Source organism: Polaromonas sp. YR568 (genome assembly GCF_943371715.1).
In the GTDB taxonomy this organism is placed as follows: Bacteria; Pseudomonadota; Gammaproteobacteria; order Burkholderiales; family Burkholderiaceae_C; genus Polaromonas.
In genome coordinates this window covers 104,222-130,938 of sequence record NZ_CALRVW010000012.1, presented here as the reverse complement: position 1 = coordinate 130,938, position 26,717 = coordinate 104,222, and the positions used below count along the sequence as shown (strand labels likewise).

24 protein-coding genes are annotated in these 26,717 nt (G+C 64.8%); 9 read left to right on the top strand and 15 right to left on the bottom strand.

All coding sequences use genetic code 11. From position 1 onward, the window contains the following. Positions 1-396 precede the first annotated feature (396 nt). Both AAG813_RS11070 and AAG813_RS11065 read right to left on the bottom strand, forming a co-directional pair. Positions 397-1,398 carry a DUF58 domain-containing protein gene (locus AAG813_RS11070; RefSeq protein WP_341914850.1) on the bottom strand — a complete coding sequence of 334 codons (1,002 nt, stop codon included), beginning with the start codon at positions 1,396-1,398 and terminating at the stop codon, positions 397-399. Between the two features lie 82 nt (positions 1,399-1,480). Further along, positions 1,481-2,401: a MoxR family ATPase gene (locus AAG813_RS11065; protein WP_341914849.1), complete on the bottom strand. Its 921-nt coding sequence runs from the start codon at positions 2,399-2,401 to the stop codon at positions 1,481-1,483. A gap of 30 nt (positions 2,402-2,431) precedes the next feature. On the opposite strand from AAG813_RS11065, the gene AAG813_RS11060 reads away from it, so the two are divergent. From AAG813_RS11060 to AAG813_RS11050, 3 genes are read left to right on the top strand one after another with little or no spacing between them, the layout of a single operon-like run. Further along, positions 2,432-3,385 carry a histone deacetylase family protein gene (locus AAG813_RS11060; RefSeq protein ID WP_341914847.1) on the top strand — a complete coding sequence of 318 codons (954 nt, stop codon included), beginning with the start codon at positions 2,432-2,434 and terminating at the stop codon, positions 3,383-3,385. Positions 3,386-3,439: 54 nt separating this feature from the next. Continuing rightward, the gene (locus AAG813_RS11055; RefSeq protein WP_341914845.1) at positions 3,440-4,228 is read left to right on the top strand and encodes an enoyl-CoA hydratase; all 789 of its coding nucleotides are present in this window, start codon (positions 3,440-3,442) and stop codon (positions 4,226-4,228) included. Continuing rightward, positions 4,213-5,535: a mechanosensitive ion channel domain-containing protein gene (locus AAG813_RS11050; RefSeq protein WP_341914844.1), complete on the top strand. Its 1,323-nt coding sequence runs from the start codon at positions 4,213-4,215 to the stop codon at positions 5,533-5,535. The genes AAG813_RS11055 and AAG813_RS11050 overlap by 16 nt, the downstream gene beginning before the upstream one ends. A 42-nt stretch (positions 5,536-5,577) precedes the next feature. On the opposite strand, the gene AAG813_RS11045 is transcribed toward AAG813_RS11050, so the two are convergent. From AAG813_RS11045 to AAG813_RS11035, 3 genes are all read right to left on the bottom strand, one after another. Beyond that, complete coding sequence (locus tag AAG813_RS11045; protein ID WP_341914842.1) at positions 5,578-6,870, bottom strand: TRAP transporter large permease; 1,293 nt, start codon at positions 6,868-6,870, stop codon at positions 5,578-5,580. Next, positions 6,867-7,352, bottom strand: coding sequence for a TRAP transporter small permease (locus tag AAG813_RS11040; RefSeq protein WP_341914840.1), 486 nt, complete (start codon positions 7,350-7,352; stop codon positions 6,867-6,869). Before AAG813_RS11040 ends, AAG813_RS11045 begins: the two co-directional genes overlap by 4 nt. Before the next feature lie 83 nt (positions 7,353-7,435). After that, the gene (locus AAG813_RS11035) at positions 7,436-8,446 is read right to left on the bottom strand and encodes a TRAP transporter substrate-binding protein (RefSeq protein ID WP_341914838.1); all 1,011 of its coding nucleotides are present in this window, start codon (positions 8,444-8,446) and stop codon (positions 7,436-7,438) included. A 377-nt stretch (positions 8,447-8,823) separates the two neighbouring features. Between AAG813_RS11035 and AAG813_RS11030 the strand changes: the two genes are divergently transcribed. The 6 genes from AAG813_RS11030 to AAG813_RS11005 all read left to right on the top strand — a co-directional run bounded on the left by AAG813_RS11030 (position 8,824) and on the right by AAG813_RS11005 (position 15,814). Continuing rightward, a complete protein-coding gene (locus AAG813_RS11030; RefSeq protein ID WP_304833052.1) occupies positions 8,824-9,573 on the top strand; it encodes an electron transfer flavoprotein subunit beta/FixA family protein in 750 nt (249 codons plus the stop codon). Between the two features lie 9 nt (positions 9,574-9,582). Continuing rightward, on the top strand, positions 9,583-10,515 hold the full coding sequence (locus tag AAG813_RS11025) for an FAD-binding protein (RefSeq protein WP_341914834.1): 933 nt from the start codon (positions 9,583-9,585) through the stop codon (positions 10,513-10,515). 93 nt (positions 10,516-10,608) lie between these two features. Next, complete coding sequence (locus tag AAG813_RS11020) at positions 10,609-12,399, top strand: acyl-CoA dehydrogenase (RefSeq protein WP_341914833.1); 1,791 nt, start codon at positions 10,609-10,611, stop codon at positions 12,397-12,399. Positions 12,400-12,515: 116 nt separating this feature from the next. Continuing rightward, positions 12,516-13,469, top strand: a complete 954-nt coding sequence (locus AAG813_RS11015) for a nitronate monooxygenase family protein (RefSeq protein WP_341914831.1) — start codon at positions 12,516-12,518, stop codon at positions 13,467-13,469. Between the two features lie 12 nt (positions 13,470-13,481). Next, entirely contained in the window at positions 13,482-14,576 is a 1,095-nt protein-coding gene (locus AAG813_RS11010; protein ID WP_341914829.1) for an acyltransferase, read from the top strand. A gap of 149 nt (positions 14,577-14,725) precedes the next feature. Further along, positions 14,726-15,814, top strand: coding sequence for a PA0069 family radical SAM protein (locus AAG813_RS11005; RefSeq protein WP_341914827.1), 1,089 nt, complete (start codon positions 14,726-14,728; stop codon positions 15,812-15,814). A gap of 4 nt (positions 15,815-15,818) precedes the next feature. On the opposite strand, the gene fghA is transcribed toward AAG813_RS11005, so the two are convergent. From fghA to AAG813_RS10955, 10 genes are all read right to left on the bottom strand, one after another. Beyond that, the gene (gene fghA, locus AAG813_RS11000; RefSeq protein ID WP_341914825.1) at positions 15,819-16,688 is read right to left on the bottom strand and encodes an S-formylglutathione hydrolase; all 870 of its coding nucleotides are present in this window, start codon (positions 16,686-16,688) and stop codon (positions 15,819-15,821) included. Continuing rightward, positions 16,685-17,599, bottom strand: a complete 915-nt coding sequence (locus AAG813_RS10995) for an alpha/beta hydrolase (protein ID WP_341914864.1) — start codon at positions 17,597-17,599, stop codon at positions 16,685-16,687. The genes fghA and AAG813_RS10995 overlap by 4 nt, the downstream gene beginning before the upstream one ends. 16 nt (positions 17,600-17,615) lie before the next feature. Continuing rightward, positions 17,616-18,722, bottom strand: coding sequence for an S-(hydroxymethyl)glutathione dehydrogenase/class III alcohol dehydrogenase (locus AAG813_RS10990; RefSeq protein ID WP_341914823.1), 1,107 nt, complete (start codon positions 18,720-18,722; stop codon positions 17,616-17,618). Positions 18,723-18,966: 244 nt separating this feature from the next. After that, the gene (gene dnaJ, locus AAG813_RS10985; protein ID WP_341914821.1) at positions 18,967-20,112 is read right to left on the bottom strand and encodes a molecular chaperone DnaJ; all 1,146 of its coding nucleotides are present in this window, start codon (positions 20,110-20,112) and stop codon (positions 18,967-18,969) included. Positions 20,113-20,226: 114 nt separating this feature from the next. Further along, the gene (gene dnaK, locus AAG813_RS10980) at positions 20,227-22,164 is read right to left on the bottom strand and encodes a molecular chaperone DnaK (RefSeq protein WP_341914820.1); all 1,938 of its coding nucleotides are present in this window, start codon (positions 22,162-22,164) and stop codon (positions 20,227-20,229) included. Between the two features lie 136 nt (positions 22,165-22,300). Continuing rightward, on the bottom strand, positions 22,301-22,861 hold the full coding sequence (grpE, locus tag AAG813_RS10975) for a nucleotide exchange factor GrpE (RefSeq protein WP_341914818.1): 561 nt from the start codon (positions 22,859-22,861) through the stop codon (positions 22,301-22,303). Between the two features lie 254 nt (positions 22,862-23,115). Then, on the bottom strand, positions 23,116-23,439 hold the full coding sequence (locus tag AAG813_RS10970; protein ID WP_096665000.1) for a winged helix-turn-helix transcriptional regulator: 324 nt from the start codon (positions 23,437-23,439) through the stop codon (positions 23,116-23,118). A 188-nt stretch (positions 23,440-23,627) separates the two neighbouring features. Next, a complete protein-coding gene (locus tag AAG813_RS10965; protein WP_341914815.1) occupies positions 23,628-24,107 on the bottom strand; it encodes a MarR family transcriptional regulator in 480 nt (159 codons plus the stop codon). A 145-nt stretch (positions 24,108-24,252) separates the two neighbouring features. Further along, positions 24,253-25,965: an acyl-CoA dehydrogenase family protein gene (locus AAG813_RS10960; RefSeq protein ID WP_341914812.1), complete on the bottom strand. Its 1,713-nt coding sequence runs from the start codon at positions 25,963-25,965 to the stop codon at positions 24,253-24,255. A gap of 4 nt (positions 25,966-25,969) precedes the next feature. After that, positions 25,970-26,713, bottom strand: a complete 744-nt coding sequence (locus AAG813_RS10955; RefSeq protein ID WP_341914810.1) for an ABC transporter ATP-binding protein — start codon at positions 26,711-26,713, stop codon at positions 25,970-25,972. Positions 26,714-26,717 lie beyond the last annotated feature (4 nt).

Below are 26,717 nucleotides of genomic sequence, written 5' to 3'. Positions count from 1 at the left end.
CGCGCTTTGCGCGTCCTCGCCGGAGCCCGATTGCGGGTCCGAATCCGGCTCCGCTTCCGATCCCGTCCCCACCTCCCTTCTGGCTGCGCCGAGGAGCGGAGGTCCAGACGGACAAGGACGGGCGATTGTCTGAGCGTAGCGAGTTCGAGCCCGTCCCCGGCTGGACCGAGCACCGCAGGTTGCCCCCGTAGCGACAGCGAAGGGGGTCGCAGACAGCAGGGTCGCCTTTTCTTTTGCTTACTTTTCTTTTGGCGACGCAAAAGAAAAGTGAGTTGCCGCCGGGCAACCCCCGGCTTGTTGGCACACCTCCAACGCAGGAGGTGCAGACAGCTCCTACAAATTCAGCCCCAACCACGGAGGGCTGACGCGCCCCGCGTGCAGGGGTGTGCGCGCTGGTCAACATACAGCCAGCGCCTCCAGACATTGCCGCTTGTGCGCCTCCCCACTGGAAGGCTTGATCTCCAGCCCCGGCAAGCGCAGGCCGTAATTCAACCCCAGCCTGTCGGCCTGCAGCACCCAGGCGCACAGCCGCGACAGCCGCGCTTCGGTGCCGAGCGAGCCGGCCTGTGCGAAGTCGAGCCAGAGCTCGTGGCGCTGGGCCTGTTGGGTGTCGCGCACCACCAGGCCGTTGCCCTGGTCGTCGGCCTTGGCGGCCTTTTTCCACATGACGAGTTTGAGCGGGTCGCCGCGACGGTAACCACGCACGCCGTCGAACTCGCCGGCACTTTGCCAGCGGGCCGAGGCGTCGGCGCCGCCCGAGCGCGGCTCGCCGGGGGGCAGGGGCGGCGGGCGCAGCTCTGGCGCGGGGTAGACCAGCATCTGCGCGGCGGGGCGCCAGACGGTCCAGACGCGAAAGGTGCCGAGCGGGAAGCGGGTTTCGGCGGTCAGCGTGGGCAGGCGGTGCAGGCCGCGGTGCTGCGGGGTGAAGGCGACCTGCACCGTGACGCTGTTCTGCGCCGGTACATCGGTCCAGGCCCAGTGCGGCTCGCCGGTCCCGCCGGGTGCGGCCAGCACGCTGATTCCGATGCCGTGCCGCACGGAGCGCCGGCTGTTTGTGAGTTTGACGTCAAAAATGGCTGCAGTGCCCGCGAAATGGGCGGGAGGTGCTATCAAATTCATGGCAAGGCCGCGCAGCGTGCCGTGGCACACATGCATGCCGGTGAGGGCGCTGCCGGCCAGCAGAAAGGTCAGCAGGTAGCCCAGGTTGAGCTGGTAGTTGATGGAGGCGACCAGCAGCACAAGCAGCGTGAGCGCCAGCATCAGCCCGGGCCGCGTCGGCAGGATGTAGACATTGCGCTGTGTCAGCAGCACGCTGTCGGTCAGCGGCAGGCGGCTTTGCCACCACTGCTGGAAACGGCCGCGCACAAAGGTCAGGGGGTTGAGGGCGGCGGCGTTCATGGACGCGCGGCCCGGCCAGGAAACAGGGCGCAGACCCCAGCCGCCACGGATTGCAGATCAGGCCCGCAAGGAGAGGGCCGCGTCATGGCAGAGGCACGGCCTCGATCATGGCGCGCACCTGCTCGACCGCACCGCGGCCGGCGTCGCTGACCGGAATCAGGCGGTGCGCCACGGTTTGCGGCAGCACGGCCACGATGTCGTCCGGTGCCACGTAGTCGCGCCCGCTCAGGAAGGCCTGGGCACGGGCTGCGCGTACAAGCGCGATGCCGGCGCGCGGGCTCAGGCCCTGCAGGAACCAGCGGCCCGAGCGCGTGGCCGCGATCAGGTCCTGCAGGTAATTGAGCAGGGGCTCCGACGCGTACACCTGCTGCACCTGCTGCTGCAGGTCCAGCAGGTCATGCGGCATGAGCACGGTGGCCAGCTTGTCCACCATGTCGCGGCGGTCGCTGCCGCCCAGCAGCTCGCGTTCGGCGGCGCGGTCCGGGTAACCCAGCGAGATGCGCATGTGGAAACGGTCCAGCTGCGACTCGGGCAGGGCGTAGGTGCCCAGCTGGTCGTGCGGGTTCTGGGTGGCAATCACAAAAAACGGCACTGGCAGGGGCCGGGTTTCGCCCTCAACGGTGACCTGCTTTTCTTCCATGGCTTCGAGCAAGGCGCTTTGCGTGCGCGGGCTGGCGCGGTTGATCTCGTCGGCCAGCAGCACCTGGGCAAAAATCGGCCCGGGGTGGAACACGAAGCTTTCCTTCTGGCGCTCGTAGATCGACACGCCCGTCAGGTCGCTGGGCATCAGGTCGGCGGTGAACTGCACCCGTGAAAACTGCAGGCCGAAGGAACGCGACAGCGCATGCGCCAGCGTGGTTTTGCCGACGCCCGGCACGTCTTCAATCAGCAGGTGCCCGCCGGCCAGCAGGCAGGCGACGCAGTCCTGCACCTGGGCCGGCTTGCCCACAATGACCGTGTTAAGCTGATTCAAAAGCGTTTGAATTTTTTGTTTCGCGTTCATGCCATCAACCTTACCGCAAAAATTTTCCCTATGAACGGCACCGCGTACTTCACCCACAAAGACTGCTGGAAACACGAGATGGGTGCCGGCCACCCGGAGTGTCCGGAGCGGCTCGACGCGATTGAAGACCGCCTCTTGATCACCGGCGTCGGGGACGCGCTGGACCGGCGTGAGGCGCCGCTGGCGCCCATCAGCGACCTGGAGCTGGCGCATGGCCGCATGCTGATCGCCTCGCTGCGCGGCCTGAGCGACCAGCTTGCCGACGAGATCATGGCGGGCGGCCCGACCCACGCGCAGATCGACCCCGACACCTCGATGAATGTGCACACCTGGACGGCGGCCCTGCGGGCGGCCGGCGCCACCCTGGCCGCCACCGATGCGGTGATGGCGGGCGAGGTTGAAAACGCCTTCTGCGCGGTACGGCCGCCCGGCCACCACGCCTGCCGCGACAAGGCCATGGGCTTCTGTTATTTCAACAACATCGCGGTGGCGGCCAAATACGCACTGGAGCGGCACGGCCTCAAACGCGTGGCGATTGTCGATTTCGACGTGCACCACGGCAACGGCACGGAAGACATCATCCGCGGCGACGACCGCATCCTGATGGTGAGTTTTTTCCAGCACCCGTATTACCCCTATACCGGCGCCGACACGCAGGCCGCCAACATGGTGAACCTGCCGGTGCCGGCCTACACCAAGGGCATGGACATCCGCGAGCTGATCGAGATGATGTGGATCCCGCGCCTGGAGGCGTTCAAGCCGGAGATGATTTTCATCAGCGCCGGTTTTGACGCCCATCGCGAAGACGACCTGGGCCAGATGGGCCTGACCGAGCAGGACTACGCCTGGATCACCATGCGCCTGAAGGACGTGGCCAAACGTTACGCCAAGGGCCGCATCGTCTCCTCGCTCGAAGGCGGCTACAACCTGGGCGCGCTGGCACGCAGCGTGGAGGCGCACATCCGCGTGCTGGCCGATTTATAGACCTGCAGCCTGTCGCTCTTGCCTGTTGCTTTTCCTACCCTGTAGAGTCCTGCCATGAATGATTCTCCGGCCCCCGTGCTGCATACCCGCGACGACCGCGGCGTGAACTGGCTGACGCTGAACCGTCCCGCCGCCTTCAATACCCTGAGCGAAGAGATGCTGGCCGCCCTGCAGGCCGCGCTCGATGCCGTGGCCGTCGACCCGGCTGCACGCATGGTGGTGCTGGCCGCCGAGGGCAAGGCTTTTTGCGCCGGACACAACCTCAAGGAAATGCGCGCGCAGCCCGAACTGGCCTATTACCAGAAGCTGTTTGCGCAATGCACCCGCATGATGCTGAGCATCCAGGCCCTGCCGGTACCCGTGCTGGCCCGGGTGCAGGGGGTGGCCACGGCTGCCGGCTGCCAGCTGGTCGCCCAATGCGACCTGGCGGTGGCCGCCAGCAACGCCAGTTTTGGTGTCAACGGCATTGACGTGGGCCTGTTCTGCGCCACGCCCAGCGTGCCGCTGGTGCGCAACATTCCCGCCAAGCAGGCCATGGAAATGCTGCTGACCGGCGGCTTCATCAGCGCCGAGGAGGCACGCGTGCGCGGCCTGGTCAACCGCGTGGTGGCGCCCGAGGCGCTGGATGTCGAAATAGAGCAGATGCTGCAGGCGATCCTGGCGAAACCGCGCGAGGCCATTGCCATGGGCAAGGCCCTGTTCTACCAGCAGCGCGAGACCGGCATCGCCGCCGCCTACCAGCTGGCCGGCCAGACCATGGCCTGCAACATGGTTCACCCGGTGGCGCAGGAGGGCGTGCAGGCCTTCATCGACAAAAGGAAGCCCCAATGGCCGGCCCAGTGAGCTCCCGGGCGGCGGCGTCAGCCCGGATCGATACGCTCGACGAATGGTTTGCGGCCCTGGCCCAGCCCACGGCACTGACCGAGCTGGCGGCGCTGGTCGCCTGCGTGCTGCTGGCCTGGCTGCTGGTGCGGGTGGCCAGCCGCGCGCACCTCGTGGCCGACGGCAACTCCATCCTGTTTGGCCGGCGCGTGGTCGACGGCGTGCTGTTTCCCCTGCTGCTGCTGACGTTTGCCTATGCGGCCCAGACTCTGCTGGCGCGGCTGTTCCCCGTGGCCGTCTTCAAGGTGGCGGTTCCTGTGCTGCTGGCGCTGGCGGTGATTCGGCTGGGCGTCAAGGTGCTGCAGGTGGCCTTCAAGGAAGCCCCGTTTGTGCGGGCCCTGGAGCGCACCATTTCATGGCTGGCCTGGCTGGCGATGGTGCTCTGGGTCAGCGGTTTGCTGCCGGTGGTGCTCGAAGAACTGGACGACATCAAGTGGAAGGTCGGCAACTCGACCCTGTCGGTGCGCACCATGCTCGAGGGCGCGGTGACGGCCGGGGTGGTGCTGCTGATCACGCTGTGGATCTCCGCCGCGATTGAAACACGCCTGCTGCGTTCGGCCACCGGCAACGAGCTGTCGCTGCGCAAGGCCGTCAGCAACGCCACCCGCGCGGTGCTGATGTTTGTCGGCCTGCTGATGGCGCTGTCGGCGGTGGGCATCGACCTGACGGCCCTGTCGGTGCTGGGCGGGGCGATCGGCGTGGGCATAGGCTTCGGCCTGCAGAAGCTGGCCGCCAACTACGTCAGCGGCTTCGTGATGTTGGCCGAACGCAGCGTGCGCATCGGCGACAACGTGCGGGTCGACAACTTCGAAGGCCGCATCACCGACATCAACGCGCGTTACACGGTGGTGCGCTCCCTGGGCGGCCGCGAGTCCATCGTGCCCAACGAGATGTTCATCAGCAACCGGATTGAAAACCTCTCGCTGGCCGATTCGCGCGTGCTGCAGGCTACCGTGGTGTCGGTGAGCTACGACAGCGACGTGGAACTGGTGATGCGTTTGCTGACCGAGGCGGCGCTCGCGCAGGACCGCGTGCTGCGCGATCCCGCGCCGGGTGTCAATCTCACCAATTTCGGGACCGACGGCCTGGAATTCACGCTGAACTACTGGATGACGGACCCCGAGAACGGCCAGCAGAACCTGCGCTCGCGCATCAACCTCGCCATCCTGCAGTCCCTGCGCGAGAACGGCATCGAGATTCCTTACCCCCAGCGGGTGATTCACACGCGGGCCCTGCCGGCACAGGACGCCAAGGTCCCGGCCTCCTGAGGTTTCCCGCGTCGCCGCGCCCGTCCCGGCGCGACGCTTCCCTTACTTCATGAAGGACGGCAGCCAGAGGCTGAGCCCGGGGAAGGCCAGCAGGATGCCCAGCGCCACCACCTGCATCACCACAAAGGGCCAGACGCCCCGGAAGATGGCGCCCAGCCCGACCTTGGGCAGCAGGGTGTTGAGCACAAACAGGTTCATGCCCACGGGCGGCGAGATCAGGCCGATCTGGATCACCATCACGATCAGCACGCCGAACCAGACCGGATCGAACCCCAGGGACACGACGATCGGGAAGAACAGCGGAATGGTCAGCAGCACCATGGTGAGCTCTTCCATCACGGTGCCCAGCAGCACGTAAATCATCATCATCGCGGCGACGATCATCACCGGCGACAGGCCCAGATGGGTGATCCACTCCTTGAGGTCGTTCGGCATGGAGGTGAAGTTCACGAAGTTGGCAAAAATGGTGGCCGCGATCAGCAGGGTGAACAGCATGGCCGTGGTGCGCGCCGATTCGACCAGCACCTCGAACGTGGCTTTGACCGTCAGCCGGCGCCGCGCCAGTGCAAACAGGAAGGCGCCCGCCGCACCGATGCCGGCGCCCTCGGTGGCGGTGAACACGCCGCCGTAAATGCCGCCCAGCACCAGCACCACCAGCAACAACACGCCCCAGATGCCGCGCAGAGCCTTCCAGCGCTCGGACCAGCTCGACTTCTCGCCGGCCGGTGCATGTTCCGGATCCATGAAGGTCATGAACACCACGGCCAACATCAGCAGCAGGGCGATCAGGATGCCGGGAATCACGCCGGCTGCAAACAGCTTGCCGATGTTGGTTTCGGTCACGATGCCGTAAATGACCATGATGGTCGAGGGCGGAATCATGATGCCCAGCGTGCCGCCTGCGGCAATCACGCCGGTCGAAAGCGAGTCGCTGTAGCCCAGCCGTTTCATCGACGGGTAGGCCACCTTGCTCATGGTGGCGGCGGTTGCAATCGACGAGCCGCAGATCGCACCAAAGCCGGCGCAGGCCGCGATGGTGGCATGCGCCAGGCCGCCGCGCAGGTGGCCGATGAAGGCGTAGGCGGCATGAAACAGTTCATGGGCCAGCCCGGCCCGTGCGACAAAATTGCCCATCAGGATGAACAGCGGAATCACCGACAGCGTGTAGGCAAAACCGGTTTCATGGACGACCTGGGCCGTGCTGGCCAGCGCCGGATACCAGCCGCGTGTCAGGCCCATGCCGACAATGCCGACCAGTCCCATCGCAAAAGCCAGCGGCAGGCGCAGCAGCGCCAGCACAAAAATGGCTCCAAAACCAAGCAGGGCTTCGGTCACAGCGTGACTCCTTCACCCGTGTCGGTGTCGGCAGCGGGGCGGAACGCCATGCCCAGGTGGATCACGCCGGCCACGGCGCACAGCAAGGCCATGCCGTAGATAAACGGTGCCTTGAGGATTTTCAGCTGGGCGGTGGTCTCGCCGGTTTCCAGATACTGGCCGCCGGTTTGCCACATCAGCCAGCCCAGCGCCAGCAACACAACCCCGCAGACCAGCTGCATCAGGGCGCGTTGCACCTTGCGCACAGCCTCGGGCAGGTAGTGGTCCAGCGAGTCGAACACCACATGTTCCCCACGCAGCGAGACCAGCGGCAGGGCCGCAAAAATCACCACCACCATCAGCAGCTCTGTGAGCTCCAGGGAGCCGGGGATGGAGTTGGAGAGCAGCTTGCGGCCGCCCACGTCAAAAAAAGTCAACGCCATGATGGCGAACAGGGCCAGGGCAGCCAGCAGGCCGCAGACCCTCTCGATGAGCTTGTTCAATCTATGTGCCTCAATCCATGAAAAAAGCGCGGCCCTCATTGTCCATGAGGCCGCGCCGGGGCTGGCGTTCGGACGTCAGCCGCTTACTTTTCCTGGCGGGCGATTTCCGCGCGGAACTCTGCCAGCACCTTGGCCGCGTCCTTCAGGCCCTTGGCTTCGGCGTCCTTGACCCACTTCTGTTCCAGCGGGGCGGTCTTGGCCTTGACGTCGGCGACAAAGGCCGCATCAGCCTTGACGACCTGCACGTTGTTGGCCTGCATCAGGCCCATGGCGCGGCGATCCACGCGGTCCCAGCCGCGGCCGTAAATACGTGCTGCCACTTCGCCGGAGATGGCGTCCACGGCTTTTTTCTCGTCGGCCGAGAGCTTGTCGTATTTGGCCTGGTTCATCATGAAGACAAAGCTGGTGTTGTACAGGCCGCCGGGAAAGGTGGTGGCGTGTTTGATGATCTTGTCGATCTTGAACGACTCGGTGGACTCGGCCGGGAACAGCGTACCGTCCATGACGCCGCCTGACAGCAGCTCGTAAGAGTCGGGTGCCGGTTTGAGGGTGACGTTCATGCCCAGCGTTTTCGCGATCTCGTTGACCATGCCGCCGCCGACGCGCCACTTCAGGCCGCCCAGTTCGGCCACGTTGGTCACCGGACGCTTGGTGTTGAACACAATGCCGGGGCCGTGGGTGAAGAAGGACAGGACTTTCACGCCCTGGTGTTCCGCCTGGAACTGCGGATTTTTCATGGCCACCTTGTTGAAGGCCACGGAAATCGGCTCGGCCGTGTTGCCCAGGAAGGGGAACTCGGCCATCTGGGTGTACAGGAAGCGGCCCGGGGTGTAGCCGTGCACGGTATAGGACACGTCGGCCAGGCCGTTCTTGACGGCATCCATGGTGCCGGGCGCTGCGGTGACGCCGCGCGGCAGGATGTTGCACTTCATCTTGCCGGCGGTGTTTTTCTCCAGCAGGTCGCACCACTCTTTCTGGGCCATGCTCAGGCTGTGGGTGGGAGGCAGCCAGCTGGAAACAGTCAGCACGGTCTGGGCAGAAGCGAGGCCGCTGCAGACGGTGAGCAGGGCGGCGGCAATCGGTTTGATTTTCATAAACACTCCGGACGGTCAGGGGGCTGACCGGATGACTTTGTTGAAGGCTGACTCAGTGGCGGTGTCGCCCTGATTCATTCGGAACACCCACTTTAAGTCAGTGATGGGCGCCAGTCTGTCCATGCTTACCCCAATTAACCGACCCAACGGTCTGTTAATTGGGCGTGCAATTGTCGCCCGGGCAACAGTGCTTTGGGTCGGCGCCCCTAATTCGGGTGCAGGGGGTCTTTATAATGAAATAGAACGATCGTTCTTTTTTGTGTTGTCCAGCTGGTGCCACTCCATTCCCAAAGCCAGGGATTCAGGAAGACCGGCAGCCGCAGCATAGAATCGAGTGCTTTACGTACACGTCAATTCAATCAACTCTGGAGTCCTGCATGAAGGTCTTGGTACCCGTCAAACGCGTTGTGGATTACAACGTCAAAGTCCGCGTCAAATCCGATGGCACCGGTGTCGATATCGCCAACGTCAAGATGAGCATGAACCCGTTTGACGAGATCGCCGTCGAAGAGGCCACCCGGCTGAAGGAAAAGGGTGTGGTGACCGAGGTGATTGCTGTGAGCTGCGGCGTCGCGCAATGCCAGGAAACCCTGCGCACGGCCATGGCCATTGGCGCCGACCGGGCCATTCTGGTGGAAACCGCTGAAGAGCTGCAGCCGCTGGCGGTGGCCAAGCTGCTCAAGGCCCTGGTGGACAAGGAGCAGCCGCAGCTGGTGATCCTGGGCAAGCAGGCGATTGACGACGACTGCAACCAGACCGGCCAGATGCTGGCCGCGCTGCTGGGCTGGCCCCAGGCGACGTTTGCCTCCAAGGTCGACGTGGCCGACGGCAAGGCGGTGGTCATGCGCGAGGTCGACGGCGGCATGGAAACCCTGAGCCTGAGCCTGCCGGCCATCATCACGACCGACCTGCGCCTGAACGAGCCGCGCTACGTGACCTTGCCCAACATCATGAAGGCCAAGAAAAAACAGCTCGACAACGTCAAGCCCGAAGAGCTCGGTGTCGATGTCAAGCCGCGCATCAAGACGCTCAAGGTCAGCGAGCCGCCCAAGCGCAGCGCCGGCATCAAGGTGCCCGACGTCGCCACGCTGGTGGACAAGCTCCGCAACGAAGCAAAAGTTATTTAAGGAATTGACATGACCGCACTCGTCATCGCAGAACACGACAACGCCAGCATCCGTCCCGCCACCCTCAACACCGTCACCGCCGCCGCCCAGTGCGGTGGCGAGGTGCATGTGCTGGTGGCCGGGCTGAATGCCGGTGCCGCCGCCCAGGCCGCCAGCCAGATTGCTGGCGTGGCCAAGGTCATCCACGTGGACGGCGCGCACTTCGAACACGGCCTGGCCGAGAACATGGCCGCCCAGGTCATCGCGCTGGCCGGCAGCTACTCGCACATCCTGTTCCCGGCCACGGCCTCGGGCAAGAACATTGCGCCGCGTGTGGCGGCCCTGCTGGACGTCGGCCAGATCTCCGACATCACCAAGGTCGATGCGGTCGATACCTTCGAGCGCCCGATCTACGCCGGCAACGCCATCGCCATCGTGCAAAGCCTGGATGCGACCAAGGTCATCACCGTGCGCACCACGGGTTTTGACGCGGCGGCGGCCACCGGCGGCGCTGCCGCGGTGGAAACCGTGAGCGGCGTGGCCGACAGCGGCAAGTCGACCTTTGTCGGCAGCGAAATCGCCAAGAGCGACCGCCCCGAACTGACGGCGGCCAAGATCATCGTCAGCGGCGGCCGCGCCCTGGGCAGTGCCGAAAAATTCAACGAGGTCATGACGCCGCTGGCCGACAAGCTCGGTGCCGCGCTTGGCGCCTCGCGCGCCGCGGTCGATGCCGGTTATGCACCGAACGACTGGCAAGTCGGCCAGACCGGCAAGATCGTTGCGCCCCAGCTGTACATCGCCGCTGGCATCAGCGGCGCGATCCAGCACCTGGCCGGCATGAAGGACAGCAAGGTCATCGTGGCGATCAACAAGGACGCCGAGGCGCCTATTTTCAGCGTGGCCGATTACGGCCTGGAGGCCGACCTGTTCACGGCGGTCCCCGAGTTGGTTGCCGCCCTGTAATCGGGCGGAACGAACGGGGCATCGCTGGCGGTGCCCTTTTTTTGCGCCGGATGACCGGACTATGGATTGATATCTGGACACTGGAGACACGACATGAGCTACAAAGCCCCCCTCAAGGACATGCTGTTTGACATCAAACACCTGGCCAACATCGATGCGGTGGCGCAGATTCCGGGCTTTGAAGAAGCCGGCTTCGACACCGCGCAGGCCGTGCTCGAAGAATGTGCCAAGTTCAACGAGGGCGTGTTGTCTCCGCTGAACTGGGAAGGCGACAAAAACCCGTCGAGCTGGAAAGACGGCGTGGTCACGACGACACCCGGCTTCAAGGAAGCCTACAAACAATATGCCGAGGGCGGCTGGCAGGGCTTGCAGCACCCGCTGGACTTCGGCGGCCAGGGCCTGCCCAAGACCATAGGCGCAGCCTGCGGCGAGATGCTCAACTCGGCCAACATGAGTTTTGCGCTGTGCCCGCTACTCAGCGACGGCGCGATCGAGGCGCTGCTGACGGCTGGCTCGGACGAGCTCAAGGCGGTCTACCTGGAAAAGCTGGTGAGCGGCAAGTGGACCGGCACCATGAACCTGACCGAGCCGCAGGCCGGCTCCGACCTGGCCATGGTGCGCAGCCGTGCCGAGCCGCAGCCCGACGGCACCTACAAGGTGTTCGGCACCAAGATTTTCATCACCTACGGTGAACACGACATGGCCGAGAACATCGTGCACCTGGTGCTGGCCCGTGTGACCGGCGCGCCCGAAGGCGTCAAGGGCATCAGTCTGTTTGTCGTGCCCAAGTTCATGGTTGGCAAGGACGGCGCACTAGGCGCGCGCAACGACGTGCACTGCGTGAGCATTGAACACAAACTCGGCATCAAGGCCAGTCCGACCGCCGTGCTGCAGTACGGCGACCACGGCGGCGCCGTCGGGTACATCGTCGGCCAGGAGAACCGCGGCCTCGAATACATGTTCATCATGATGAACTCGGCGCGTTACGCTGTCGGCATGCAGGGCATTGCGATTGCCGAGCGCGCCTACCAGAAGGCCGTGACCTTTGCGAAAGACCGCGTGCAGAGCCGTCCGGTCGATGGTTCGATCAATGCCAGCGCGCCCATCATCCACCACCCCGACGTCAAACGCATGCTGATGACCATGCGCGCCTACACCGAAGGTTGCCGTGCCATGGCCTCGGTGGCGGCGGCGGCCTACGACGCCTCGCACCACCACCCCGACGCGGACGTGCGCAAGCAGAACCAGGCTTTCTACGAATACATGGTGCCGCTGGTCAAGGGCTACAGCACCGAGATGAGCCTGGAAGTCACCTCGCTGGGCGTGCAGGTGCACGGCGGCATGGGTTTCATCGAGGAAACCGGCGCGGCGCAGTATTACCGCGACGCCAAGATCCTGACGATTTACGAAGGCACGACCGCCATCCAGGCCAACGACCTGGTGGGCCGCAAGACCGCACGTGACGGCGGCCAGACGGCCAGGGGTATTGCTGCGCAGATCGAAACCACCGAGGCCCAGTTGCTCAAGCAGGGCGGCGCCGCAGCGAAGACCGTGGCCAGACGCCTGAAGGCCGCGCGCGAAGCTTTTGTGGATGTGGTGAACTTTGTTGCCGGCAACACCAAAGCCTCGCCGAACGCCGTGTTCGCAGGCAGCGTGCCTTACCTGATGCTCGCCGGCAATGTGGTCGCCGGCTGGCAGATGGCGCGTTCGCTGCTGGTGGCCGAAGAACACCTGGCCCGCGGCGAGGACACCGCCTTCATGCAGGCCAAGATCACCACCGCTGTTTTCTACGCCGACCATCTGCTGAGCAAGGCGCCCGGCATCCGCGACAGCATTGTCGAAGGGGCCGACAGCGTGACCGCGCTGGCGCTGGAGGCTTTCTAGGCCAGCCTTCATCTGCTCCTGATTAGCTATCTATTTGATAGCTGTTGTCGCCCGATTGACAAGGGCCAGGCTCACTTTTCGTTAAAAATCTGACAAGAACCATCACCGGAGACACCATGTCCAGACTTCCCGCCCCGCTGAACGCGTTGCCCTTGCCCATCATCGGTTCGCCGCTGTTCATCATCAGCAACCCCAAGCTGGTGATTGCCCAGTGCATTGCCGGGGTGGTCGGCGCCATGCCCTCGCTCAATGCGCGTCCGGCGTCGCAGCTCGACGAGTGGCTGGCCGAGATCACCGAAACGCTGGCGGCCTACAACAAGGCCCATCCCGACAAGCCGGCCGCGCCGTTTGCGATCAACCAGATCGTGCACAAGTCCAACGACCGGCTCGAACACGACATGGAAATGTGCGTGAAGTACAAGGTGCCCATCTACATCACCTCGCTGGGTGCGCGCGAGGACATCAACGCCGCGGCGCACAGCTACGGCGGCGTCGTGCTGCACGACATCATCAACAACAAGTTCGCGCGCAAGGCGATTGAAAAAGGCGCCGACGGCCTGGTGGCCGTGGCCGCCGGCGCGGGTGGCCATGCGGGCGTCAAGAGCCCGTTTGCGCTGATCCAGGAAATCCGCCAGTGGTTCGACGGCCCGGTCGCGCTGTCCGGCGCCATCTCCACCGGTGGCGCCGTGCTGGCTGCCCAGGCCATGGGTGCCGACTTCGCCTACATCGGCTCGGCCTTCATTGCGACTGAAGAAGCGCGCGCCTCGGACGCCTACAAGCAGGCCATCGTGGACAGCAATTCCGACGACATCGTCTACAGCAACCTGTTCACCGGCGTGCACGGCAACTACCTGGCCCCGTCGATACGCGCGGCCGGCATGGACCCCGACAACCTGCCCGAGAGCGACCCGAGCAAGATGAACTTCGGCGGCGACAAGTCCAAAGCCTGGAAAGACATCTGGGGCTGCGGCCAGGGCATTGGCGCGATCAGCAAGGTGCAGAGCACGGCCGACTTTGTTGCGCAACTCAAGCGCGAGTACCAGGAAGCGCGCCAGAAGGTCTGCGCTTAAGCTTTCTGCTGCATGAAGCCGCCGGTTGCTGCCCCGACCCCGTCCGCGCAGCGCCTGCCCGGCATTGACGCCCTGAAGGCGCTGGGCTGTGTGCTCATCGTCTGGCACCACCTGGCGTTTTACGGCCCCATGAGCGACGTGGTCCACACGGCGGCACCGGGGTTGATGAACTGGCTTTACGACTACGCGCGCATGGCGGTTCAGGTGTTTCTGGTGGTGGGCGGTTTTCTGGCCGCCAGCGTGCTGGCGCCCCAGGGCGTTGCCGTGTTCCGGCAACCGGGCCGCCTGATCCTGCGCCGCTATCAGCGGCTGGTGCCGCCCCTCGTCGTGGCCCTGTTGGTCACCACACTGGTCGCGGCGCTGGTGCGGCCCTGGCTGCCGCATCCTTCGGTGCCCGACATTCCCTCCCTCTGGCAGGTGCTGGCTCATGTGTTCCTGCTGCAGGACATCGTGGGACAGGAGGCGCTGTCGGCCGGCATCTGGTACGTGGCGATTGATTTCCAGCTATTCGTGATGACGGTGCTGCTGTTCACGCTGGCCAGTTGCGCGCACAGGCGCTGGCCCGGCCTGCCGGCGCAGGCCGGGGTCCTGGGGGTGGCGCTGCTCGCAGCCGCGTCCCTGGCGGTGTTCAACCGCCACGCGGCGCTGGACATGACGGGGCTGTATTTCTTTGGCGCTTACGCCCTGGGCATGCTGGCCTGGTGGGCATCGCACAGCCCACGGCCGGCGCGCTGGCTGCTGGCCCTCGTGGTGCTGGGCGTGCTGGCGCTGGCGCTCGACTTCCGCGGCCGCCTGCTGGTGGCGCTGGTGGTGGCTTTGGGGCTGGTGGTGCTGCAGCGCAGTCGCCCGGTGCGCTGGCTGCAGGCACCGTGGCTGCTGCAGCTCGGCCAGATGTCCTACTCGGTTTTCCTGATCCACTTTGCCGTGCTCCTGGCGGTCAATGCCGTGGTCAGCCAGCTCTGGCCCACGCAGGTGGTCGCCAATGCGCTGGGCATGCTGGCGGCCTTCGGCCTGTCGCTGCTGGCGGGCCAGGCGCTGTACCTGGGCGTGGAGTCGCGGCGCCGGCCGGCGCGTGTGCCGCCCGGGTCGGGTGTCAGCGCCCTCTGACGTCCGAAGTTATTGCCTGCAGCCCAATAAGGGCATGCGCCGGCAGCTATTGAATACATAGCAATCCTGGCATCGGCAAGGAACGGGTAGCCGGATGGCGGCGCAGTGACTATACTGTTTGTTTGTACAGTATTTTCTGTGCGTACCCCATGACCGAAGTCACCATTCCCCTGCACGCCATCAAGGGCCGCGGCACGGCCACACGCCTGGCGCACCGGTTCGAGAAGGACACGCGCGCAGCTTATGACGACGGCTGGGGCACGCTGGAAGAAGCGGCCGGAAATCAGGCGCCCATCCCGACCGAGGTGGTGTTCGAAGACGCACGCAGCGCGATCTGCCGAAATGATTCGCCCGACATCTACTTCGACTATTCGGTCAACCCCTACCGCGGCTGCGAACACGGCTGCATCTACTGCTACGCGCGGCCGACGCACAGCTACCTCAACCTCTCGCCGGGCCTGGACTTTGAAACAAAAATCATCGCCAAGCGCAACATCGCCGCCATGCTGCGCGCCGACCTGGGCAAACGCAGCTACGTCCCCAAGCTGATCAACATCGGCTCGGCCACCGATTGTTACCAGCCGGTCGAGCGTGAGCTGCGCCTGACACGCGGCCTGATCGAGCTGATGCAGGAAGTGCGGCACCCACTGGCGCTGGTCACCAAGTCCAGCGGCGTCGAGCGCGATCTGGACCTGCTGACGCCCATGGCGGCCCAACATCTGGCCGCGGTGTACGTGACCATCACCACGCTGGACGGTGAACTCGCGCGCAAGCTGGAGCCGCGCGCGGCCGCGCCGCACCGACGCCTGCGCACCATCCGGGCGCTGGCTGACGCAGGTGTTCCCGTGGGTGTGAGTGTGGCGCCGCAAATCCCGTTTGTGAACGACGACATGGAACAGGTGCTGCAGGCCGCCTTCGAGGCCGGCGCACGCACCGCGTTTTACACCGTGGTCCGCCTGCCCTGGGAAGTGGCGCCGTTATTCAAGCAGTGGCTGGAACTGCACTACCCGCAACGCGCGGCGCGCATCATGGCGCGCATCCAGGAGATGCGCGGCGGCAAGGACTATGACAGCGACTTCGCCTCGCGCATGAAAGGCAGCGGCCTGTGGGCCGACCTGATCAAGCAGCGTTTTGAAAAAACCTGCCACCGGCTGGGCCTGAACCGCCAGCGCACCGAGCTGGACTTCAGCCAGTTCAGGCCGCCGGTGCGGCCCTCCGCGCAGGGCAGCCTCTTCTAACTGTTCAATCCGACAATTGCCGCGCGTGGTGGTTCAGGTGGTCGGCCATGAAGGTGGCGACGAAGTAATAACCGTGGTCGTAACCCGCATGTCGGCGCAGTTGCAAGGCCTGGCCGGCCTGGGCACAAGCGGCTTCAAAGAGATGCGGGTGAAGTTGCTCCGGTAAAAACTTGTCGGCCAGACCCTGGTCGATCAGGATGCCACCCGGGTAGGGCGCGCTTTGCAGCGTGGCCATCAGGGCCGTGGCATCGTGCGCCGACCAGGTGGCGGTGTCGGTGCCCAGGTAGCCGGTGAAGGCCTTGTGGCCCCAGGGGCACTGGCTGGGCGCGCAGATCGGTGCAAAGGCCGAGACCGACTTGAACAGGCCGGGGTGGCGCAACGCCAGCGTCAGCGCACCGTGCCCGCCCATCGAGTGGCCGAAGATGCCGATGCGCTCGGCGTTCAGGGGCAGGGTGGCGGTCAGCAGCGGCAGCAGCTCGCCGGTGAGATAGCTTTCCATGCGGTAGTGCTGCGACCACGGCGCCTGCGTGGCATCGAGGTAAAAGCCGGCCCCGACGCCGAAGTCCCAGCTGTCGGTGTCGCCGGGAAGGTTGGCGCCGCGCGGGCTGGTGTCGGGTGCGATCAGCGCCAGGCCGAGGCTGGCGGCCAGGCGCTGCGCGCCGGCCTTGACCATGAAAGTTTCCTCGTTGCAGGTCAGTCCCGCCAGGTAGACCAGCGCGGGCACGGAGCCACCGGCAGCGTCTATCGCGGCCTGCGGCGGCAGGAACACCGAGAACTTCATCGGCAGGCCGATGGTGCTGGAGGCGTGCTGGTAAAAGCGCTGCAGACCGCCGAAGCAGGCGTGTTCACTGAGAAGTTCGGGTTTCATGTTCATGTCTGGAGGCGCTGCTGCACGAGCTCAAGCACGGCATCGGCAAACAGCTGCGGCTTTTCCTGCGGCAGGTTGTGGCCGGCGCCGGGCACGATGCGGTGGGACCGCGGGCCGGTGAAAAGGTGGGCGTGTTGTGCGGCGGCAGCGGGCGGTCGCACCCCGTCGTCGGTCCCGTCGAAGGTGATGCTGGGCACCGTGATGGGCGGCTGCGCCGCCAGGCGCCGCTCGATGCCGGCCAGTGCCGGATCACCGGCGACCAGGCCGAAGCGATGGCGGTAGGACTGAATGACAACCTCTACAAAGTCCGGGTTGTCGAAAGCGGCGGCGCTGCGCTCGAAGGTGGCGTCATCGAAGGCCCAGGTCGGCGACCACAGTTTCCAGAGCAGCCGGCAGAAGGCGCGCCGGTTGGCCGCCAGGCCCGCACGGCCGCGCTCGCTGTGGAAGTAATACTGGTACCAGAGGCTGTGCTCGTTGTCCGGCGTGTCCGGCACCATGGCCCTGGCGATGTTCTGGATGTTGTAGCTGTTGAGCGAGACCAGGCCGGCGCAGCGTTCGGGCCAGAGGGCCGCCACCACGCAGGCGGCGCGGCCGCCCCAGTCGTAACCCGCGAGCACCGCGCGTGGCACGGCCAGTGCATCCAGAAGTGCCAGCAGGTCGGCGCCCAGCGCGGCCTGCTCGCCCGATCGCGGCGTGGTCTCGCTGAGGAAACGCGTCGCGCCGAAACCGCGCAGGCTCGGCACATAGACCCTGCAGCCCTGCGCCGCCAGCAGGGGCGCCACCTCGGCGTAGGCATGGATGTCGTAGGGAAAGCCGTGCATCAGGAACACGGGCGGGCCGTCCGCCGGACCGGTCTCGTACAGGGCCACGTCCAGCACACCGGCTGTGATCTGGCGCAGGGGCTGCAGCGTGTTGATGGGCATGGTGTCCTTCTCAGTAGAGGACCACGCCGCGGATCGACTCGCCGCTTTTCATCAGCTCGAAGCCCTTGTTGATGTCTTCGAGCGGCATGGTGTGTGTGATCAGGTCGTCGATGTTGATCTTGCCGTCCATGTACCAGTCGACGATCTTCGGCACGTCGGTGCGGCCGCGCGCGCCGCCGAAGGCAGAGCCTTCCCACTTGCGGCCGGTGACCAGCTGGAAGGGCCGGGTGCTGATCTCGGCGCCAGCCTCGGCCACGCCGATGATGATGCTGCGGCCCCAGCCCTTGTGGGTGCACTCGAGCGCCTGGCGCATCACGGTGGTGTTGCCAATGCATTCGAAGCTGTAGTCGGCACCGCCGTCGGTGAGCTGCACGATGGCATCGACCACGTTGTCCACTTCCTTCGGGTTGATGAAGTGGGTCATGCCGAATTTGCGCGCCATGGCCTGGCGCGCCGGGTTGATGTCCACACCGATGATCTTGTCGGCGCCCACCATCTTGGCGCCCTGGATCACATTCAGGCCGATGCCGCCCAGGCCGAAGACCACCACGTTGGCGCCGGCTTCCACTTTGGCGGTGAACAGCACCGCGCCAATGCCGGTGGTCACGCCGCAGCCGATGTAGCAGACCTTGTCGAAGGGCGCGTCTTCACGGATCTTGGCCAGCGAAATTTCGGGCGCCACCGTGTAGTTGCTGAAGGTTGACGTACCCATGTAATGGAAGATGGGTTGGCCGTCCAGGCTGAAGCGGGACGTCGCATCAGGCATCAGGCCCTTGCCCTGGGTGCCGCGTATCAGCTGGCACAAATTGGTCTTGCGCGAGAGGCAGAACTTGCACTGGCGGCACTCGGGCGTGTACAGCGGAATGACGTGGTCGCCTTTTTTCAGCGTGGTCACGCCGGGCCCGACATCGACCACGATGCCCGCGCCTTCATGGCCCAGGATGGCCGGGAAAATGCCTTCCGGGTCGGCGCCCGACAGCGTGTAGTAGTCGGTGTGGCAGATGCCGGTGGCCTTGATCTCGACCAGCACCTCGCCGAACTTCGGGCCCTCGAGGTCCACGGTTTCAATGGTCAGGGGTTGGCCTGCTTTCCAGGCGACGGCGGCTTTGGTTTTCATGGGTGCTTGTGTGTGAGGGAGGAGGGGAAGAAGGCACTATATGCCAGCGCCCGCGCGATCGCAGGCGAGGTCAGGCATGACCCGCCAGCGTCGGTGTTTTATTTTGAGAAAGAGGCGATGCCGCGCAGGCCCAGCCGTCCACCAGACCCTGCCATTCGCCGAAATGTTTGAATGAAAAGCGCCCGCAGCCCTTGCCTGCCGGGCGCAGGCAGCTATATTTTCAATAGCGGCCTGCGGCCTGGCTTCAGGCGCTGAAAAAGCCCTTGAGCTTGTCGGTCCAGCTTTCTTCGGTCGGCGAGTGTTTGGCGCCGCCTTTTTTCAGGGACTCGTCGAGTTCCTTGAACAGCTTGCGCTGGTGCTCGGTCAGCTTGACCGGCGTTTCCACCGTGATGTGGCAGTAGAGGTCGCCAGGGTAGCTGGAGCGTACGCCCTTGATGCCCTTGCCGCGCAGGCGGAACTGCTTGCCGGTCTGCGTGCCTTCGGGGATGTCGATGGCGGCCTTGCCGGCCAGCGTCGGCACCTCGATCTCGCCGCCCAGGGCCGCCGTTGCCATGCCGATCGGCACCACGCAGTGCAGATCGTCACCGTCGCGCTCGAAGATGTCGTGTTTCTTCAGGCGGATCTCGATATAGAGGTCACCCGGCGGGCCGCCGTTGGTGCCCGGCTCGCCATTGCCGGTGGAGCGGATGCGCATGCCGTCGTCGATGCCGGCCGGAATCTTGACTTCCAGGGTTTTGGTGGTTTTGGTCTTGCCGACGCCGTGGCAGCTGACGCAGGGCTCGGGAATCAGTTTGCCGGTGCCCTTGCACTGCGGGCAGGTCTGCTGCACGCTGAAAAAGCCCTGGCGCATCTGGACCACGCCGTGGCCGTGGCAGGTGGTGCAGGTGACCACCTTGGTGCCGGGTTTGGCGCCGGTGCCATGGCAGGTGTTGCAGTCGTCCCAGCTCGGGATGCGGATCTGCGCATCCTTGCCGGTGGCTGCTTCTTCCAGCGTGACTTCCATTGCGTAGCTGAGGTCGCCGCCGCGGTAAACCTGGCGGCCGCCGCGCTGGCCGCCACGGGCCTGCTGGCCACCAAAGACATCGCCAAAAATGTCGCCAAAGGCTTCGGCGAAACCGCCAAACCCTTCCGCGCCGGGACCGCCGCCGCGGTTCGGATCGACACCGGCGTGGCCGTACTGGTCGTAGGCGGCGCGTTTTTGCGCATCGGAAAGCATCTCGTAAGCTTCCTTGGCTTCCTTGAATTTCTCCTCGGAGGCCTTGCTGGCGCTGCCCTGGTTGCGGTCAGGGTGGTGCTTCATCGCCAGCTTGCGATAGGCTTTCTTGATGTCTTCATCGCTGGCGTTTTTCGGAACACCCAGCGTGTCGTAGTAGTCTTTTTTGATGGCCATGGGAATTGCGTGTTCAGTGGAAAGGATTCCTGTGCCCCGGATGCGGCAAAGCGGAATGCGGGGAAAGCCCCCGATTCCGCTTCGCTGCCCGGAGGCGATGCATCAAAAAGGGGATCAGCCCTTCTTGACTTCCTTGACTTCGGCGTCCACCACATTGTCGTCGGCGGCCGGTTTGGCGGCTGCTTCTTCGCCGCCTGCTGCGCCGCCGGCCTGGGCGGCCTGCGATGCCTGCATGTCGGCGTACATTTTTTCACCGAGCTTCTGGCTGGCTTCCATCAGGGCGGCGTTCTTCGCGTCGATGGCGTCCTTGCTCTCGCCCTTGAGTGCTTCTTCCATGTCCTTGATGGCCGCCTCGATTTTTTCCTTCTCGCCGGCGTCGAGCTTGTCGCCGTACTCCGTCAGCGATTTCTTCACGCTGTGCACCATGGCTTCGGCATTGTTCTTGGCCTGCACGAACTCGACCCGCTCCTTGTCCTCGGCCGCGTGGAGTTCCGCGTCCTTGACCATCTGCTGGATCTCGGCTTCGGACAGACCCGAGTTCGCCTTGATGGTGATCTTGTTTTCCTTGCCGGTGCCCTTGTCCTTGGCGCCCACATGCAGGATGCCGTTGGCGTCGATGTCGAAGGACACTTCGATCTGCGGCGTGCCGCGTGCGGCCGGCGGAATACCCTCGAGGTTGAACTCGCCCAGTGCCTTGTTGCCCGAGGCGATTTCGCGCTCGCCCTGGAAGACCTTGATCGTCACGGCCGGCTGGTTGTCTTCAGCGGTCGAGAAGGTCTGTGCAAACTTGGTCGGGATGGTCGTGTTCTTCTTGATCATCTTGGTCATCACGCCGCCCATGGTTTCAATGCCCAGGGACAGCGGGGTGACGTCGAGCAGCAGCACGTCCGAGCGGTCGCCCGACAACACCTGGCCCTGGATCGCGGCGCCGACGGCCACAGCCTCGTCGGGGTTCACGTCCTTGCGCGGCTCCTTGCCGAAAAATTCCTTGACCTTCTCCTGCACCTTGGGCATGCGGGTCTGGCCGCCGACCAGGATCACGTCATGGATGTCGCCGGCGCTGACGCCAGCGTCCTTGACCGCCACGCGGCAGGGCGCAATCGTGCGCTCGACCAGTTCCTCGACGAGCTGCTCCAGCTTGGAGCGCGTCATCTTGATGTTCAGGTGTTTCGGACCCGAGGCATCGGCCGTGATGTAGGGCAGGTTGATGTCGGTCTGCGCGCTGGAGGACAGCTCGATCTTGGCCTTCTCGGCGGCTTCCTTCAGGCGCTGCAGGGCCAGCACGTCGTTCTTGAGATTGACGCCGGATTCCTTCTTGAACTCGTCGATGATGAAGTCGATGATGCGCTGGTCGAAGTCCTCGCCGCCCAGGAAGGTGTCGCCGTTGGTCGACAGCACTTCGAACTGTTTTTCGCCGTCCACATCGGCAATCTCGATGATGGAGATGTCAAAGGTGCCGCCGCCCAGGTCATAGACCGAGATCTTGCGGTCGCCTTTTTCCTGCTTGTCCATGCCGAAGGCCAGCGCCGCAGCGGTGGGCTCGTTGATGATGCGCTTGACGTCCAGGCCCGCAATGCGGCCGGCGTCTTTGGTGGCCTGACGCTGTGCGTCGTTGAAGTAGGCAGGCACCGTGATCACGGCTTCGGTGACCGGCTCGCCGAGGTAGTCTTCGGCGGTTTTTTTCATCTTGCGCAGGATGTCGGCGCTGACCTGCTGCGGCGACATCTTCTTGCCGTGCACTTCGACCCAGGCGTCACCGTTGTCGGCGGCCACGATCTTGTAGGGCATCAGGTCGATGTCCTTCTGCACTTCCTTTTCGGTGAACTTGCGGCCGATCAGGCGCTTGACCGCGTAGAGCGTGTTCTTGGGGTTGGTCACGGCCTGGCGTTTGGCCGAGGCACCGACCAGCACTTCACCGTTTTCGAGGTAAGCCACGACAGACGGCGTGGTGCGCGCACCTTCCGAGTTTTCGATGACGCGGGGGACATTGCCCTCCATCACAGCCACGCAGCTGTTGGTGGTGCCCAGATCGATACCGATGATTCTGCCCATGATTTACTCCTAGATTTTCTTGGTTAAGTTGTTTGAAGACGGGTGGCTGGGGATTCAGCCGGTGGTCATGCGACCGTGTTGATGACTTGTGGATAACTCTGCTGGTTTCAAGTGCACCTCCCTCGATTCGCGGCGTTTATTTGGCCGCGGCCACGGTGACCAGCGCGGGCCGCATCACACGGTCGGCGATCAGGTAGCCTTTTTGCAGCACGCTGACCACGGTGTTGGCTTCCTGCTCGGCCGGCACCATGCTGATGGCCTGGTGCTGGTGCGGATCGAACTTCGATCCAGTGGCGGGGTTGATCTCGAGCACCTTGTTGCGCTCCAGTGCACTTTTGAGCTGCTTGAGCGTGGCTTCGGTGCCTTCGCGGATCTGCGCGGCCGTGGCATCGGGCTGCTGCAGGCCGGCTTCCAGGCTGTCGATGACCGGCAGCAGGCTGTCGGCAAACCCCTCGACGGCGAACTTGCGCGCCTTGGCGATTTCGTCGTCGGCGCGGCGGCGGGCGTTTTCGGCCTCGGCCTTGGCGCGCAGGAAGTTGTCGGCCAGTTCGGTGTTTTTGGCCTGCAGCACGGCCAGTTCAGCCTGCGCTGCATTCAGTGCGTCGGCCTCGTTGGCGGCTTGGGCGGCTTCCAGCTCTTCCGGGCTGGGGGCGCCGCTAAGGTCTTGATTTTGTTCGGGTTGTTTGTTGTCGGACATGGTCGAAGGCTTTGTTCAGAAGGACAAGAGGGCAGCTTGGGGCAGCAAAGCCCTTTTCAAGACAAGGAATTGCAGTCGGGTGCTGCATGGTTTGCCACCGCCTGCCGCTGGCCGATGCTATGAAATCAATAGCTGGGTGCGAAGGCTCTAAAAGGGCTGGGAGCAGATTTTATGCCTAAAAACAGGCACTGAAAGCACCCCGCCCAAATAAAAAGACAGGCGCAGGGCCTGTCTTTTGTGGGAGCGGCAGCGACTTATTTTTTCTTGACGGCTGCGACCTTGGTCTGGCTGGCGGTCCATTTGGCGGCGAAGGCCTGCACGTCGTTCAGCCGTTTGAGCAGGTCGGCGCCGAGGGCGGTGACGATGTAGCCGTCGTTGCCGTGACCCATCAGGCCGGCAGCGCGCAGTTCCTTGATGCGGGTGTTCAGGGTGTTCGGGGTGATGCTGCCCACGCTGTCCTGCAACAGCCGGAAAGTCTGCGGATGACCGTCTTTGAGCGCCCACAACACCCGCAGGGCGTAACGCGATTCAAGCAGTTCAAACAGCTGTCCGACGGCGGCATTTTCTTTGGCACTCATGGGGGGCATCTCCTGGTCACGTTTTTTTGTCAGAGTTGATGGGCAAGCACAGGCTTGGAAGGCGAATATAGCGCAAATTCCGGACTGCTACTAGTTTTATAGCTGCCTGCGCCCGCAGGATGTAGCTTCACAGCCAAAAGGGCTTGAAAAGTTGGAACGAATGCGTTAAGGGCTCGGGTTGCCAGGCCTCACAGGTAGATTTTTTGCAGCAGCCTGAGCAGGGTCTTGGTCTCACTGGCCGAGAGCCGGGAGGCGACTTCGGCCTCCAGTGCCGCCGCGGTGTGTTCGGCGTCCCGCATCAGCTTGCTGCCGCTGGCGGTGAGGTGCAGGCCCATGGCCCGGCCGTCGCGCGGGTGCGGCTTGCGCGCGATCAGCTCGCGTTTTTCCAGGCTGTTGACCATGGCCACCAGGTTGGGCGGCAGGATGCCCAGCGCGGTGCAGAGCTGGCGCGAGGTGATGCCCGGGTTGTGCGTGACCAGCGACAGCACCGAAAAATCCACCACCCGCAGGTCATAAGGCGCCATGCGCTGCATGAACACCTCGATGACCGCCAGCGCCGCGCGCCTGGCGTTGTAGCCGATCAGGCTTTCCAGGTAACTGGTGTCGACCTGGTCCACCGTGGCCGTGGCGGCCGGGGCGGGAGGTTTGGGAAGATCGCGGGCGCTCATGGTGTGAGGTCTTGCTCTGTGCCTGCTGCCGGGTGGGGCGAAAGGTGGGTCATGGCCTGTCTCCTCGGGGTGAATGGGTTGTGCCTGTTGGTGCTATGAATTCAGTAGCTTGTTGCGCAGATGGGACGGGGGCTGCAGCCTTCTTTTATGTCAATGCCGCGGGCGCCGGTGTGCACTGGCCCCGCATGATGTCGAGACGCATGTCGAATTCGGGCAACACGCGCAGGTGCAGCGCGGCGCTGGCCTGGCGCCAGCGCGGGGCTCCGGCGGCGACCCGGTCGATGCGGCTCCAGGCCCAGGCCAGCAGGGCGAGGGCAACCGCGCGCAGGTAGTCGTCGGCGGCTTCGTAAGCCAGCACCGGGTCGGCCTGGCTGGCCTTGGCCAGCAGGGCTGTGAGGTCGCACAGGTCGGCAAAGCGGCGCAGCACCTCGGCGTCGCGTGGGCGGCCGGCATCCAGGCCGGTTTGCAGGTCCTGCAGCAGCGCGGCCATGGCGGCGCCGCCGTCGGCCAGCACCTTGCGCACCAGCAGGTCGATGGCCTGGATCTCGTTGGTGCCTTCGTAAATCATGGGCACACGCGCGTCGCGCACGATTTGCTCGATGCCCCATTCGCGCACGTAGCCGTGGCCGCCGAACACCTGCAGGCATTCGCTGGCGCCGTAAAAGGCCTGGTGGGTGAAGGCCGCCTTGAGCACCGGGGTGACCATGCTGCACCAGCGCTGCGCGCTGGCCTGCCGGGCAGCGTCGGGATGGTGTTTGGCGATGTCCAGCTCCATCGCGGTGCGGTAGGCCAGCACGCGGCCACCGTCTATCCAGGCGCGCTGCGTGTCCAGCAGGCGGCGCATGGCGGGGTGGCCGCTGATGGCGTCCGCCGCCTGCGCAGGGTCGCGCGGGCCGGGCACGCGCATCTGCCGGCGTTCGCCGGCATAGGCGTCGGCCTTCTGCCACGCGGCCTCGAGCAGGCCGATCCCCTGCAGGGCCACATGCAGGCGCGCAGCATTCATCATCACGAACATCGCGGCCAGGCCGCGGCCCGGTTCTCCGACGATCCAGCCGGTGGCCTCGTCAAAACGCATCACGCAGGTCGGGCTGCCATGCAGGCCCATTTTTTCCTCGATGCGATCGCAATGAACGGTGTTGCGCTTGCTGTCCGGCAGGACCTTGGGTGCGAGGAACAGCGACAGGCCTCTGGGCCCGGGCGGCGCATCGGGCAGCCGCGCGAGCACCAGGTGAACAATGTTGTCCGTCAGGTCGTGTTCGCCGCCGGAGATGAAAATCTTGGTGCCGCTGAGGCGGTAGCTGCCGTCCGCCTGGCCCACGGCCCGGGTGCGCGCCAGGCCCAGGTCGCTGCCGGCGTGTGGCTCGGTCAGGCACATGGTGGCCAGCCACTCGCCGGTCGCCACTTTTTCAAGGTAGCTCGCCTTCAGGGCGTCGCTGGCATGGTGGCGTATGCATTCGTAGGCGCCATGCAGCAGGCCGGGCGCCATGGTCCAGCCATGGTTGGCGGCGCTGAGCATCTCGTACAGAATCGCCTCCAGCACCGCGGGCAGGCCCTGGCCGCCGTCCTCCGTCGCGCAGGCCAGCGCCGGCCAGCCGCCTTGCCAGAAGGCGGCATACGCGGCCTTGAAGCCGGGCGGGGTGGTGACCTCTCCCTGGTTCCATGTGCAGCCGATCTCGTCGCCGCCGCGCTGCAGCGGTGCGATCTGTCCGGCCACGAATTTTCCGGCTTCACGGAGGACTTGCTCCATGAGCTCGGCATCGGTGCCGGCAAAAGTCGCGAGCGCCTGCAACTGCGCCGGGGCGTCCAGCACCTCGTGCAGGATGAAGCGGATGTCTTCGAGGCGGGGCTGGTAGTCCATGGCCTCAGGCGGTGGCTGCAGGCTTGCGCGACGCGCCCAGGTAAGTGTCCACCACGCGCGGGTCCTTGGCGAGGTCGGCGGCCGGGCCGCTCAGGCCGATCTCGCCCATCTCCAGCACGTAGCCATGGTCGGCCGCTTCGAGCGCGGCGCGCGCGTTCTGCTCCACCAGCAGGGTGGTCACGCCGGTCTGGCGCAATGCCTCGATGGTGCGGAAAATTTCCCGCACGATCAGCGGCGCCAGGCCGAGGCTGGGTTCGTCGAGCATCAGCAAGGTGGGACGCGACATCAGCGCGCGGCCCAGGGCCAGCATCTGCCGCTCGCCGCCGGAGAGTGTGCCGGCCTCCTGCGCGCGGCGTTCCTTCAGGCGCGGAAACAGTTCGAACACCACCTCCATCTGGTCGCGCCAGGCCTTGTTGCTCAGGCGCACCTGGCGGAAGGCGCCGAGCACGAGGTTGTCTTCCACCGACATGCTGCCGAACAGCTCGCGTTTTTCCGGCACCAGGGCGATGCCGAGCATGACGCGTTCTTCCAGCGGCAGGCCGATGATGGAGCGGCCGGCGTATTCGATGCTGCCGGTGGCCGGCAACACGCCCATGAGCGCATTGAGCAGCGTGGACTTGCCGGCACCGTTGGGCCCGATGACGGTGATGATGCTGCCGGCTTCGGCCTGCAGCGAGATGCCGCGCAGGACTTCGGCCTTGCCGTAGCCGGCGTGGAGGTTTTTAACCTGGAGAAGAGGGGTGCTCATGTTG

Excerpts from the sequence above, each read along its gene's own strand:
- AAG813_RS11050 (WP_341914844.1), top strand. The coding sequence starts at position 4,213 with ATGGCCGGCCCAGTGAGCTCCCGGGCGGCGGCGTCAGCCCGGATCGAT.
- AAG813_RS11060 (WP_341914847.1), top strand. The coding sequence starts at position 2,432 with ATGAACGGCACCGCGTACTTCACCCACAAAGACTGCTGGAAACACGAG.
- AAG813_RS10960 (WP_341914812.1), bottom strand. The coding sequence starts at position 25,965 with ATGGACTACCAGCCCCGCCTCGAAGACATCCGCTTCATCCTGCACGAG.
- fghA (WP_341914825.1), bottom strand. The coding sequence starts at position 16,688 with ATGAACATGAAACCCGAACTTCTCAGTGAACACGCCTGCTTCGGCGGT.
- AAG813_RS11020 (WP_341914833.1), top strand. The coding sequence starts at position 10,609 with ATGAGCTACAAAGCCCCCCTCAAGGACATGCTGTTTGACATCAAACAC.
- AAG813_RS11005 (WP_341914827.1), top strand. The coding sequence starts at position 14,726 with ATGACCGAAGTCACCATTCCCCTGCACGCCATCAAGGGCCGCGGCACG.
- dnaJ (WP_341914821.1), bottom strand. The coding sequence starts at position 20,112 with ATGGCCATCAAAAAAGACTACTACGACACGCTGGGTGTTCCGAAAAAC.
- AAG813_RS11015 (WP_341914831.1), top strand. The coding sequence starts at position 12,516 with ATGTCCAGACTTCCCGCCCCGCTGAACGCGTTGCCCTTGCCCATCATC.
- AAG813_RS11055 (WP_341914845.1), top strand. The coding sequence starts at position 3,440 with ATGAATGATTCTCCGGCCCCCGTGCTGCATACCCGCGACGACCGCGGC.
- AAG813_RS11030 (WP_304833052.1), top strand. The coding sequence starts at position 8,824 with ATGAAGGTCTTGGTACCCGTCAAACGCGTTGTGGATTACAACGTCAAA.
- dnaK (WP_341914820.1), bottom strand. The coding sequence starts at position 22,164 with ATGGGCAGAATCATCGGTATCGATCTGGGCACCACCAACAGCTGCGTG.
- AAG813_RS10990 (WP_341914823.1), bottom strand. The coding sequence starts at position 18,722 with ATGAAAACCAAAGCCGCCGTCGCCTGGAAAGCAGGCCAACCCCTGACC.
- AAG813_RS10965 (WP_341914815.1), bottom strand. The coding sequence starts at position 24,107 with ATGAGCGCCCGCGATCTTCCCAAACCTCCCGCCCCGGCCGCCACGGCC.
- AAG813_RS11065 (WP_341914849.1), bottom strand. The coding sequence starts at position 2,401 with ATGAACGCGAAACAAAAAATTCAAACGCTTTTGAATCAGCTTAACACG.
- AAG813_RS11070 (WP_341914850.1), bottom strand. The coding sequence starts at position 1,398 with ATGAACGCCGCCGCCCTCAACCCCCTGACCTTTGTGCGCGGCCGTTTC.
- grpE (WP_341914818.1), bottom strand. The coding sequence starts at position 22,861 with ATGTCCGACAACAAACAACCCGAACAAAATCAAGACCTTAGCGGCGCC.
- AAG813_RS10970 (WP_096665000.1), bottom strand. The coding sequence starts at position 23,439 with ATGAGTGCCAAAGAAAATGCCGCCGTCGGACAGCTGTTTGAACTGCTT.
- AAG813_RS10955 (WP_341914810.1), bottom strand. The coding sequence starts at position 26,713 with ATGAGCACCCCTCTTCTCCAGGTTAAAAACCTCCACGCCGGCTACGGC.
- AAG813_RS11035 (WP_341914838.1), bottom strand. The coding sequence starts at position 8,446 with ATGAAAATCAAACCGATTGCCGCCGCCCTGCTCACCGTCTGCAGCGGC.
- AAG813_RS11025 (WP_341914834.1), top strand. The coding sequence starts at position 9,583 with ATGACCGCACTCGTCATCGCAGAACACGACAACGCCAGCATCCGTCCC.
- AAG813_RS11010 (WP_341914829.1), top strand. The coding sequence starts at position 13,482 with ATGAAGCCGCCGGTTGCTGCCCCGACCCCGTCCGCGCAGCGCCTGCCC.